This window comes from Polaromonas sp. P1_E12 (assembly GCF_056405975.1).
In genome coordinates this window covers 642,484-654,298 of record NZ_JBFUBB010000002.1, presented here as the reverse complement: position 1 = coordinate 654,298, position 11,815 = coordinate 642,484, and the positions used below count along the sequence as shown (strand labels likewise).

Sequence of the window (11,815 nt, the reverse complement as noted above, 5' to 3'; positions counted from 1 at the left end):
ACCACACCATGAACACATTTTTCCTTTCAAAGCGGCGCGTATTTCAAGCCGTTCTTTCATTCGCGCTGCTGTTTGCCAGTGCTTTACCGCAGGCGCAGGCAGCTGGTGCCGGCGTGTGGATGCCAAGCTGGACGGCAAGCCCCCAACCCATCTGGAGCAATGACTTTGTGCTGCCGCTGGGCCTTCCCGCCACGCTTCACGACCAGACCGTGCGCCAGACCGTCCGGGCCAGCGTGGGCGGCTCACGCGTGCGCATCGTGCTGTCCAACGAATATGGCTCACAAGCCTTGCAGGTAGGCGCGGCCCAGATAGCGCCTGCCGGCGAAGCCGGAAAGGCAGTGACCTTTGGGGGGCAACAGGCCGTTACCGTGCCGGCAAGCGCCGTCGTGATGAGCGACCCGATCGAGACGCGCGTCGCACCGTTGGCCCACCTGTCGGTCAGCCTCTACTTTCCACAAACGACACCACTCACCACCATTCACTGGGACGGCCTTCAGCCCGCGCAGATTGCGGCAGGCAATGCCGTGAACGCGAGCGTCCTCAAGGCAGATGCCACGGTGAACAGCCGCCTCTTTCTCAGCGCGGTGTTGGTCGACGCCGCACCGGGCACACGCAGCGTGGTGGCCTTTGGCGACTCCATCACCGACGGCGCGGCGTCCACGCCGGGCGCCGACCAGCGCTGGCCGGATTTTCTGGCGCGCCGCCTGGCCAGTCAAAACGTGGCCGTGCTCAACGCGGGTATTTCGGGCGGACGGGTGCTCAAGAACCACATGGGCATGAATGCACTGGCCCGGTTCGAGCGCGACGTGCTGGGTCAGCCCGGTATTGCCACCGTAGTGCTGCTCATGGGCATCAACGACATCAGCTGGCCTGGCAGCACCCTTGAACCCAAGGAGCCCGCCACACAGACTGACGCACTGATCGCCGGCTACCGGCAGCTGATTGCTCGCGCCAGGAGCCGCGGCGTGCGCATCGTCGGCGCCACGCTGACCCCATTCGAGGGCGCGCTGACAATGCCGGGCTCACCGATTGCCAATTACTACAGCCCCGCAAAAGACGCGGTGCGCCAGCGCGTCAACGCATGGATACGCGACAGCGGCGAATTCGATGCGGTGCTGGATTTTGATGCGGTGGCGCGCGATCCGCAGAACCCGCTGCGCATCCTGCCCGCCTATGACTCGGGCGACCACCTGCACCTGGGTGATGCCGGCAATAAGGCGGTTGCTGAATCCATCGACCTGAAGTTATTAATGGGAGAGCGCTAGACCGCGGGCAGGCGCTAGCCGCCCACCACAAGGCGCAAACCAGGCATCAGGCTTTCGGTTTCGGCGCGCCGCTGCAGCGCCATGCGCATGTTCATCTGTGCGACTTCCGTGTGTTCGACTGCCAGCGCCTGGGCACGCGCCCCCTCCCCGGCCTTGAGCGCTGCAAACAGCATGTGGTGCTGGCGGTGCGCGTAGTGCATCCAGTCGCGGTCCTGCTCCAGCGTGGACTGCATGGGCAACATGGCCGAGGCTGACGCGAAGGGGAGCTTGTCGTTCAATTCGATCGCGCGTTGCAGTGCACGGTTGCCGCTGGCCTCCAGGATAAGCGCGTGGAAGCGGTCGTTCATGGCCGCATAGGCCGCGTAGTTGTCATAGCCCAGCGGGTTGGCAGCCAGTGCGCGGTCGCCTTCGTCCAGGCAGGACTGCAAATCAAGTTGCAACTGGCGTGACACACCGTGCTCAGCTACCAGCCGCGCCGCCATGCCCTCCAGATGGCCGCGTACCGCAATGGCATCGGCCACCTCGCGCGGGGTGAACTGGCGCACCAGGTATTTGCCGGTGTCATTGGCCTCGACCAGCCCTTCCTGCTCCAGCGTGACCAGCGCGGCCCGCACCGGTGTGCGCGAGGCGCCCAGGCGCTCGGCCAGTTGCTGCTCGGCCAGGCGCTGGCCCGGCTCAAACTCGCCGCGCAAGATCAGGTCGCGCAACTGCATCAAAACGGTTTCTTGCAAGTTCATGCCCGAGAATGTACACTGAATTTTAATTTCGGTATACCGTTTTAAGGTCTCCATGAACGCTGAACAGAACGAACTGCTCACCCGCATCACCGCGGGCACGCCCTGCGGCAAGCTGCTGCGCCAGTACTGGCAACCTGCGGCGCTGGTCGATGAGTTCAACCCGGCGCTGGACCCGCGTATGGAGATCCGCCCGGTCAAGGCGCTCAAACTGTTCGGCCAGAATCTGGTGCTGTTCAAGGACACCTCCGGCGCATGGGGCCTGCTGGACCGCGACTGCGCGCACCGCGGCGCCGACCTGTCGTTTGGCCGCCGCGAAAGCGCCGCGCAAGGCGGCGGCCTGCGCTGCCCTTTTCACGGCTGGAAGTTCGCCACCGACGGCCGCTGCCTGGAAACACCGGCCGAGCCCACGGGCAGCAAGTTGTGTGAACGCATACGCCAGCGCAGCTACCCCGTGATTGAAAAAGCCGGCGTGCTGTTTGCCTGGATGGGCGACGAGGGCAGCACACCGCCGCCCTTTCCCGCTTTTGATTGCTTTACCGCACCGGCCACGCACAGCTTTGCCTTCAAGGGTTTGTGGAACGCCAACTGGCTGCAGGCTTTTGAAGTGGGCATCGACCCGGCGCACCCGTCTTTCCTGCATCGCTTTTTGCAGGACGATCCGCTCGACGAAATCGGCGAAAACCCGGCCGGCAAGCAGTTTCGCAGCGCCAGCGCCGGCACAAAGGACGGCGAGCAGTGGCCGATGACGCGCATCATGCGCGAGTTCGCCCAGCCCGACATCAGCTTTGAAAACAAGCCCTGGGGCATGCAGCTGACCGCACTGCGCGCCATGACCGACAAGCTCACGCATGTGCGCGTGACCAACGCCATCTTTCCGGCCACGTTTGTGATTCCGCTGTCGGAAACCATGACCATCACGCAGATGCATGTGCCGGTAGACGACACGAACACCTACTGGTACACCTTCTTCACCAGCTTTGGCGCCCCGCTGGACCGCGAGAGCATGCGCGCGCAGCGCCAGCAGTTCATTGCCCTGCCCGATTACATTCCCAAAGCGGGCCGCCACAACAACTGGGGCTTCAACGCCGAAGAGCAGATGAGCACCACCTACCTGGGCATGGGCGAAGAAGACATCAATGTGCACGACCAATGGGCCGTGGAAAGCATGGGCGAGATCCAGGACCGCACACGCGAACACCTGGGCACCTCCGACAAGGTCATCATGGCCAACCGGCGCGTGCTGCTCAAGGCGATTGAGACCGTGCAAAACGGCGGCGTGGCGCCCGGCATCGCCGACCCTGCGCTGGCCGCAGCGATCACCGGCCCGGACACGGTGGATGGCATTGCGCCGGCGGGCGAATGGTCTCAGTGGTGGCAGCAAACCGCGCGCACCAAACGCGAGAGTGCGCCGTGGCTGGGCGCCAGAGCCACCTCCGACTCACCCAGCACCGTCACTCAGCCATGAGCAGCTTTGCGGCGCAATGCGGCGTGCAAGACGCGGCAAGGCAGGCTGCGCTGGCCGATGCCACGCGGCGCATCGAGGCGGGCGGCCTTGAGCTGGTGCGCTTTGCCTGGTGCGACCTGCATGGCATGTTGCGCGGCAAGACACTGGTGGCCGCAACTGCCGCACAGGCCATGACCGAAGGCGTGGGCATGGTGAGCACGCTGCTGCTCAAGGACACGGCCGACCGCACCGCCTACAAAGTGTTCGAGGCTGGCGGCGCCGCTGAACTGCCGGGCTTTGAATTTGGCGGCAATGTGATGCTGCTGGCCGACCCGGCGAGCCTGAAAGAATTGCCCTGGGCGGAGAAGACCGGCTGGGTGCAGTGCCAGCCGTGGTTCCCCGACGGCAGCCCCGTGGAGTTCGACACTCGCCGCGTGCTGCAAAGCGCCCTCGCCAACCTGGCCGAAGCCGGCTACGGCATGAAGTGTGGGCTGGAAATCGAGTTCCACATTTACCGGATTGCCGAGGGTGGCAGCGTTCCCCAGCTTGACCCGACGCGGGCCGACTGGCCGGGCTTGCCGCCAGAGGTGACCATGATCCATCCCGGCTACCACCTGCTGTCAGAGCAATGGGTGGACATGGCCGAGGAGCCGCTTCGCATCGTACAGCGCACGGCGCAGGCGCTGGGGCTGCCCCTGCTGTCGCTGGAAATCGAGCTGGGGCCCAGCCAGGTCGAGGCGGTATTTGAAGCCACCGATGCGCTGACAGCCGCCGACAACATGGTGCTGTTTCGCAGTGCGGTGAAACAGGCCTTGCGGCGTGCCGGTTACCACGCCACCTTCATGTGCCGCCCGCCCTTTCCCAACATCATGTCCAGCGGCTGGCACCTGCACCAGTCACTGGTGCACCTGAAAACCGGTGCCAACGCCTTCAAACGCCAAAGCCCCGCGGACGGAAGCACACCCGCGCACGCGCAGTACACGCTGACCGAAACCGGCGAACACTACCTCGCCGGGTTGCTCGCGCATGCGCGCGGCATGACGGCCTTCTGCACGCCCACCATCAATGGTTTCGGCCGCTTTCGGCCGAATGCGCTGGCGCCCCAATCGATTTTGTGGGGCCGGGACAACCGCGGTGCCATGCTGCGCGTGGTTGGCCAATGCAACGACAACGGCACACGTATCGAGAACCGCCTCGGCGAACCCGCCGCGAACCCTTATCTCTATCTGGCCTCGCAAATCCACGCCGGGCTGGACGGCATCGCGCGCCGCCTGAAAGCCCCCCCAGCCACCGACGCGCCTTATGGTGACACCGCCAAAAGATTGCCCACCAGCCTCGAAGAGGCGCTGCAAGCCTTGCAAGGCGACACGACGCTGGCGGAGGCATTCGGCAGCGCGTTCATCGCTTACCTCACGCGGGTCAAACAGGCCGAAATCACCCGCCATGCCGAGGCCCAGGACCAGGACGACTGGCAAAGACGTGAATACTTCAGCCGGATCTAACCGCCGCGGCCCGCATAAAAAATAACCATGATCACCATCCATTTCATCGAATCGGGCGGCCGCTCCACGCCGGTAAAAGGCAAAGTCGGCAAAAGCCTGATGGAAGCCGCAGTGGCCGCAGGCATTGACGGCATTGCCGCCGACTGCGGCGGCCTGCTGACTTGCGCCACCTGCCATGTACACGTGCAGGAACCTTTTTCCTCGGACACGCAAACCCTGCCGCCACCTGATGGCGAAGAGCTCGGCATGCTGGCATTTACCGCCGCGCCGCGCCTTCCCAACAGCCGGCTCAGTTGCCAGATCAAGCTCACGCCCGCGCTCGACGGATTGACGGTAGAGTTGCCTTCTACCCAGTATTAATTACCTCAGAAAGTTGTTCATGATTCTCGAACTCGCCGACATCCGCATTCACCCGGGCCAGCAAGCAGCCTTTGACGAAGCCATCCAGCGCGGCATCCGCGAAGTCATTTCCAAAGCCAAGGGCTTTCAGGGCTTCAAGGTCAACAAGGGCATTGAAAGCCCCGAACGCTACATCCTGCAGATCTTCTGGGACACACTGGAAAACCACACCGTCGACTTTCGTCAGTCGCCCGCCTTTGCCGACTGGCGTGCCATCGTCGGGCCCTTCTTTGCCGGCCCGCCCACGGTGGAGCATTTCGACCTGGTGGCCAAGTCAGCCTGAGCCTTGAGCCAGGGCCTGGCAAACAGGCAGACAATAAAAAACGGGGCTGACGGCCCCGTTTTTTTGTCTGCGCGCAGTTCTGATGCCGGCTACCTGGCCGCGTTTTCGTGGCCGCTGATCAGCTTACCAAGCAACAGGCCGAGCTGCACCCGCTCGTCATCATCCAGCGGGCTCACGATGCGCTGCTGTGCCTTGCTGACAGCACGCTTCATCTGCAGTGCAACTTTTTCCCCTTCGGGCGTCGTCCACAGCAGTTTGCGGCGCTTGTCGGATGGGTCAGCCTCCCGCTTGACCCAGCCTTTGGCCTCCAGCCGCCCGATCACCGACCCGAAAGTGGCCGGGTCAAAGGCAACGCGGCCCGACAGAGTGATCTGGTCTTCGCCCGGGTCGTCCATCAGCGCATTCAGGATGGCGAACTGCACGGGCGTCGCATCAAACCCGGCCGTCTCCTCCATGAAGATCGCGACCGCGAGTTGTTGTGCCCGGCGGATCAAGTGCCCGGGGGCCTCGCTGAAGTTAAAGCTTTTTGCCATTTACCGAGTTTACCGTTCAGCTTTGCGCTCAGGGTATGTACTAGCGTACATACATGATAAGCATACTTATCATTGTCGAAGCCCCCTGATACCCTCTCACACATGTCACACACATCCCCCATCCTCATCTCGGGCGGCGGCATCGGCGGGCTGGCCGCGGCCCTGGTGCTCGCGCAGGACGGGCATGCCGTGACGCTCATGGAACAGGCGGCGAGTTTTGGCGAGATCGGCGCCGGCATCCAGCTCGGTCCCAATATTTTCCGCATGTTTGACTACCTGGGCCTCACTGAAGCCGTCAATCGTGTGGCGTTCTTTCCCACCGGTCTTGGCATGAACGATGTGCGCACGGGCGAGAAAGTTGTCCGTGTCCCGCTTGGCGACCTGGCCCGCGCCACCTATGGGTTTCCTTATGGCGTGATTTACCGCGCCGACCTGCACCAGGTGTTCCTCAATGCCTGCCGGGCGCAGCCCAACGTCACCTTGCGCACCAGCGCCAGGGTGGAGTCGTTTGACCAGTCGGAAAGCGGCGTGACCGTGCACCTTGCAGACGGCGAAACCGTGGAAGGCAGCGCGCTGATAGGCGCAGACGGCATCTGGAGCCGCATCCGTGAAGCCGTGGTGGGCGACGGCAAACCTCGCGTGTCGGGCCATATCGCCTACCGCGCCGTGCTCAAGCGCGAGGATGTACCGGCCCATCTGTGGAGCGACGATGTGCTGCTTTGGGGTGGCGAGAAAACCCATCTGGTTCACTACCCCCTGCGCCGCGGCGAACTCTTCAACCTGGTGGCTGTTTTTCACAGCAACAAATACGACGAGGGCTGGAACACCTTTGGCGATACGGCCGAGTTGAACGAACGTTTCGCCGATGCCTGCCCGCAAGTCAAGGAACTGCTGGGAAAAATCGAGACCTGGAAGATGTGGGTACTGTGCGACCGTGAACCCGTGAAAAACTGGACCGACCGGCGCGTGACCCTGCTGGGCGACGCCGCCCACCCGATGCTGCAGTACCTCGCCCAGGGCGCCGGCCAGGCCATTGAAGACGCTGTCGTGCTGCGTGAAGCGCTGCGCTTTACCCGCGGCGATGTGCCAAAGGCTTTTCAGAAATACCAGCAAAAGCGCTACCTGCGTACCGGCCGCGTGCAATTGACTGCCCGTTTTTACGGTGATATTTACCATGCGGCCGGTGTTCAACGCGAATTGCGCAACCAGATGTTCCAGAGCGGCACCGAGAGCGCGGGTTTCGCCGGCCTGAAGTGGATGTACGACGGAATCGAGCCGTCAAAACTGTTCCAATGACGGTTTCAAAAGTCCCAGGGATTGTCATGACTCTTCTTCCCAACACCGCTGCTCTCCGGGTAATTGCTACGCTTTTGATAGCTGCTTGCGCTTATCCATCTTGGGCTGCAGCTCCAAAAGACTTAAAAGATGCGGCCTGGCCGACCAGGCCGGTGCGCATCCTTGTGGGGTTTCCGGGCGGCTCTACGCCCGACATGGCGGCGCGCAGCCTGGCCGAACCCTTGGGCCACGCCCTCGGCCAACCCGTGATTGTGGAAAACAGACCCGGCGCGTCAGGCAACATCGCGGCCGACCAGGTCGCCAAAGCCACTGACGACCATACGCTGGGCGTCGTCATCAACGGCAACCTGACCTCGGCCAAGCTGCTGTACTCCAGGCTGCCCTATGACCCGGCCAAAGACTTTGCGCCAATTTCACTACTGACCACGGCGCCCCTGGTGCTGGTAGCGCCTGCGGGCCAGCCTGGCGGCGCCGAATTCTTCGCTGCCGCGCGTCAGGGCGGCAGCCAGTGGAACTACGGCTCGGTCGGCAACGGCTCGGTGGCGCACCTGGGCATGGAGCTGCTGAAAAGCCGCATGCCCGGCGTCTCACCGGTTCACGTGCCCTTCGCCGGCAACCCGCAGGTGGTGACCGCCATGCTGGGCGGCCAGATCCAGATGGCGCTGATCCCGCCCGGCGTGGCCATGCCGCATGTGCGGTCGGGCAAGCTCCGGGCGATTGGCCTGGCCGGCGGACGCTCTTCCCTGGTGCCGGAAGTGCCGTCGCTGGCCGACGCCGGCGTGACGAATGTCAACCTGGAAGTCTGGACGGCCCTGATCGGCCCGGCCAGCCTTTCCAAAGCGGCCCAGGCGCGGCTGGCGCAAGAAGTGCCGCGCATCATTCGCGACGCCGACACGCGGCAAAAGTTGTTTAACCAGGGATGGCAGGCTGTGGGCACTTCGCCCGACGGCCTGAGGAGCCGCGTCAAAGACGAAGCCGCCATTTTGGGCGGCATCATCCAGTCGCGCGGTATCAAGCTTGAATAGGCAACTGAAGACAGCCATGCCCACCGTCACCGAACCCGCACGCTCCCTGCCCGTCTACGGCGAATTTGACGTTGTCGTAATCGGCGGCGGGCCAGCAGGGCTTGCTGCCAGCGTCAGCGCAGCTCGGCACGGCGCGCGCACCTTGCTGGTGGAGCGCTATGGTTTCCTCGGCGGCATGGGCACAGCCGGCGGCGTCACCAATTTCGCGGGCCTCTACGGCCGCAAAAACGGCCAGATGCAGCAGGTAGTGCGCGGCGTGGCCGACGACCTGCTGCAGCGCATTGACGCGCTGGGTGGCCTCAACGCGCCGCAAGACGGCATGCAGGGCCGCATCCGCGTGCGCTCTTATGACGTGTCGGCCTACAAGTGCGCAGCCGACCAGTTGCTGGTGGCGGCCGGTGTGCAAATCCTTTTCCATGCCTGGGCTGCTGCGGTGGTGATGGAAGGCAATCGCGTCAGCGCCCTGGTGGTCGAGACCAAATCCGGCCGCCAGGCAATCCGTGCCGCGCGTTTCATCGACTGCTCGGGCGACGCCGATGTGGCGAACTTCGCCGGCGTGCCGTTTGAGCTGGGCGACGGGCATGGCAGCGCACTGTTTCCCTCCACCATGTTTCGCGTCGGCCACGTGGATGCACCCCGCGCGCTGGCGGCTGTGGGCGAATTCAAAGCCATCAACACCCTGATGGCCGAGAGCCAGGCGCGCGAGCCAGGCCGCTACAAGTTTCCCCGTGAAGGTGCCATCCTCCGCCCCCAGAAGAACCCGACCGAGTGGCGCGCCAACGTCACGCAGATCCGCAACGCGCAAGGCACGGCCATGGATGCCACCGACGCGCGGCAGCTCAGCGAAGGTGAGCTTGAAGGCCGCCGCCAGATCACCGAATACTTCCGCTTCCTGCGCCACGAAGTGCCGGGCTTTGCGGAGTCCGCCATCGTCGACATCGCGCCGCAGGTCGGCATCCGCGAAACACGCCGCATTCAGGGCCTCTATGCCTTGAGCGGCGAAGACATCCTTTCATCGGCCCGCTTTGACGACACCATCGGCGTCAATGCCTGGCCAATGGAGCTGCATGCGGACGGCCGGATCGACTGGCAATTTCCGCGCAACACCGATGAGGCGCAGGGCCGCGTCTACAACGATCTCCCCTGGCGCATGCTGGTGCCTCAGGGCGTCGCCAACCTGCTGGTGGCCGGCCGCTGCGCCTCGATGACGCACGAAGGCCAATCGGCCGCGCGAGCCAGCGGCGGCTGCTTTGTGATGGGCCAGGCAGCGGGTACGGCGGCGGCCATGCCCGGCGCCGGGCAGGCTTTTTCCGATACCGACGTGAAACAGCTGCAGCAGTTGCTCATGCGGGACGGCGTGTATTTCGATAACGACCTTTAAGCGGCGATCTTTCACCCCAGAGACTGGACATCCATCATGGACATGACGCCCCCTACCGCCCCAGGCCAGCCCTCAGCACCCCACGGCGCTGCACGCAAGGCCTTTTATGAAGCCATCTCGGCGCACAGCATGACGCCGCTGTGGGAAGTGCTGCACGCGCTGGTGCCGCAATCGCCAAGCACCCCCTGCCAGCCGGCGCTGTGGAAGTACGCCGACGTGCATCCCTTCCTGATGAAGTCGGGCGAGCTGATCACCGCTGAAGAAGCGGTACGCCGCGTGCTGATCCTGGAGAACCCCGGCCTGCGTGGGCAGTCGTGCATCACGCAGTCGCTGTACGCAGGTCTGCAGGTCATCATGCCGGGTGAAATAGCGCCCAGCCACCGCCACACACAAAGCGCATTGCGCTTCGTGGTGGAAGGCCATGGCGCCTTCACCGCCGTGGATGGCGAGCGCACGCAGATGAAACCCGGCGACTTCATCATCACCCCCAGCTGGACCTGGCATGACCACGGCCACGAAGGCCGCGTGGAGTCCGATACACCGGTGGTCTGGCTGGACGGCCTGGACATCCCGATGCTGCGCTTCTTTGATGCAGGCTTTGCCGAAAACGGCACGGCCAAGCAACAGGAAGTCACCAAGCCCCAAGGCATCAGCAGCCACCGCTACGGCGCCAACATGCTGCCGATGCGGTATGACGCCCCGTTCGGTGAAACCTCACCCATCTTCAGCTACCCCTACGACCGCACGCGCGAAACCCTGCACCAGCTGGAAACCCATGCCGACATCGATGCCTGGGACGGCGTCAAGCTGCGCTATGTGAACCCGGCCACCGGCGGCTCGCCCATGCCGACCATGGCCACCTTCATGCAACGCCTGCCGGCCGGCTTTGAGGGCAAGTCATGGCGCCAGACCGACGGGGCCGTGTTCAGCGTGGTCGAGGGCACCGGTTCCGTCAGCATTGAGCGCGATGGCAAAACCTCGACTTTTGAGTTTGGCCCTTGCGACCATTTTGTGATTCCGTCGTGGCACACTGCGCAATTGCGTTCGGCGCAAGGTTGTGTGCTGTTCAGTTTTTCAGACCGCCCGGTGCATCAGGCCCTGGGCATACACAGAGAAGAAAGGTTGTCATGAGTTTTGTCATCACCCCACCGGCCGCAGTGTCCGTCCCTGTTGTGGGCACCAAAGACCGTTTTCCCGTGCACCGCATCTACTGCGTGGGCCGCAACTACGAAGAACACGCCAAGGAAATGGGTTTTACAGGCCGTGAGCCGCCCTTCTTCTTCCTCAAGCCCGCTGACGCCGCTGTCGTGGTGGACGCCGGCGTCACGGGCACCATTCCCTACCCATCGCTGACCAAGAACCTGCACCACGAAATCGAGCTGGTCGTGGCCATTGGCACCGGCGGTAAAAACATCAAGGCGGCCGATGCGCAAAAGCACATCTACGGTTATGCCGTGGGCCTGGACATGACGCGTCGCGACCTGCAGGGCGAGATGAAAAAGCAGGGCCGCCCCTGGTGCATTGGCAAAGCCTATGACCACTCCGCGCCCATCGGCCCCATCACACCCGCGGCCCGAGCCGGCGACGTGGCCAATGCCGAGCTCTACATCCAGGTGAACGGCAAGGACCGCCAGCGCAGCCATGTCTCCAAGCTGATCTGGAACATCGCGGAAACCATTGAACACCTGTCGGCAGCATGGGAGCTGCAACCGGGCGACCTGATTTATACCGGCACGCCTGAAGGCGTCGCGGCTGTGGTTTCGGGCGACACCATGGTCGGCGGTGTGGCGGGGCTGGAAACACTCACCGTCAAAGTCATCTGAACACGGGGTTAGCAAGCGCATGTCACGGCGGGGCAGCTGCGCGATAACCGCGCAGCTGCTTTAATCACCGCGCAAATACCCCGCTTTACCCGGGGTAACCCGCCTGACTGCTTGCCTCCTCAATTCT

The 11,815-nt window shown here is 63.6% G+C and carries 12 protein-coding genes; 10 read left to right on the top strand and 2 right to left on the bottom strand.

Annotated features, from left to right (window positions below; translation table 11 throughout):
* Positions 1-8: 8 nt before the first annotated feature.
* Positions 9-1,265 (top strand): SGNH/GDSL hydrolase family protein, encoded by a 1,257-nt coding sequence (locus AC1D13_RS08890; protein WP_457280380.1) that lies wholly within the window; start codon positions 9-11, stop codon positions 1,263-1,265.
* A gap of 14 nt (positions 1,266-1,279) precedes the next feature.
* Here the strand turns inward: AC1D13_RS08890 and AC1D13_RS08885 are convergent, their stop codons facing one another.
* A complete protein-coding gene (locus tag AC1D13_RS08885) occupies positions 1,280-2,002 on the bottom strand; it encodes a GntR family transcriptional regulator (RefSeq protein ID WP_457280379.1) in 723 nt (240 codons plus the stop codon).
* Between the two features lie 52 nt (positions 2,003-2,054).
* On the opposite strand from AC1D13_RS08885, the gene AC1D13_RS08880 reads away from it, so the two are divergent.
* From AC1D13_RS08880 to AC1D13_RS08865, 4 genes are read left to right on the top strand one after another with little or no spacing between them, the layout of a single operon-like run.
* A complete protein-coding gene (locus AC1D13_RS08880; protein WP_477665758.1) occupies positions 2,055-3,467 on the top strand; it encodes a Rieske 2Fe-2S domain-containing protein in 1,413 nt (470 codons plus the stop codon).
* The gene (locus AC1D13_RS08875; protein WP_457280377.1) at positions 3,464-4,948 is read left to right on the top strand and encodes a glutamine synthetase family protein; all 1,485 of its coding nucleotides are present in this window, start codon (positions 3,464-3,466) and stop codon (positions 4,946-4,948) included. The genes AC1D13_RS08880 and AC1D13_RS08875 overlap by 4 nt, the downstream gene beginning before the upstream one ends.
* Positions 4,949-4,975: 27 nt before the next feature.
* Positions 4,976-5,308, top strand: a complete 333-nt coding sequence (locus AC1D13_RS08870; RefSeq protein WP_457280376.1) for a 2Fe-2S iron-sulfur cluster-binding protein — start codon at positions 4,976-4,978, stop codon at positions 5,306-5,308.
* 19 nt (positions 5,309-5,327) lie between these two features.
* Entirely contained in the window at positions 5,328-5,630 is a 303-nt protein-coding gene (locus tag AC1D13_RS08865) for an antibiotic biosynthesis monooxygenase family protein (protein WP_477685442.1), read from the top strand.
* An 89-nt stretch (positions 5,631-5,719) separates the two neighbouring features.
* Here the strand turns inward: AC1D13_RS08865 and AC1D13_RS08860 are convergent, their stop codons facing one another.
* Complete coding sequence (locus tag AC1D13_RS08860) at positions 5,720-6,163, bottom strand: MarR family winged helix-turn-helix transcriptional regulator (protein ID WP_457280374.1); 444 nt, start codon at positions 6,161-6,163, stop codon at positions 5,720-5,722.
* Positions 6,164-6,265: 102 nt separating this feature from the next.
* Between AC1D13_RS08860 and AC1D13_RS08855 the strand changes: the two genes are divergently transcribed.
* From AC1D13_RS08855 to AC1D13_RS08835, 5 genes are read left to right on the top strand one after another with little or no spacing between them, the layout of a single operon-like run.
* A complete protein-coding gene (locus AC1D13_RS08855; RefSeq protein ID WP_477665756.1) occupies positions 6,266-7,459 on the top strand; it encodes a 3-hydroxybenzoate 6-monooxygenase in 1,194 nt (397 codons plus the stop codon).
* 26 nt (positions 7,460-7,485) lie between these two features.
* Positions 7,486-8,484: a Bug family tripartite tricarboxylate transporter substrate binding protein gene (locus tag AC1D13_RS08850; RefSeq protein ID WP_457280372.1), complete on the top strand. Its 999-nt coding sequence runs from the start codon at positions 7,486-7,488 to the stop codon at positions 8,482-8,484.
* A gap of 16 nt (positions 8,485-8,500) precedes the next feature.
* A complete protein-coding gene (locus AC1D13_RS08845) occupies positions 8,501-9,865 on the top strand; it encodes an FAD-dependent oxidoreductase (protein ID WP_477689367.1) in 1,365 nt (454 codons plus the stop codon).
* A 36-nt stretch (positions 9,866-9,901) separates the two neighbouring features.
* A complete protein-coding gene (gene gtdA, locus AC1D13_RS08840) occupies positions 9,902-10,996 on the top strand; it encodes a gentisate 1,2-dioxygenase (protein WP_457280370.1) in 1,095 nt (364 codons plus the stop codon).
* The gene (locus tag AC1D13_RS08835) at positions 10,993-11,688 is read left to right on the top strand and encodes a fumarylacetoacetate hydrolase family protein (protein WP_457280369.1); all 696 of its coding nucleotides are present in this window, start codon (positions 10,993-10,995) and stop codon (positions 11,686-11,688) included. The genes gtdA and AC1D13_RS08835 overlap by 4 nt, the downstream gene beginning before the upstream one ends.
* The last annotated feature ends 127 nt before the right edge of the window (positions 11,689-11,815 follow it).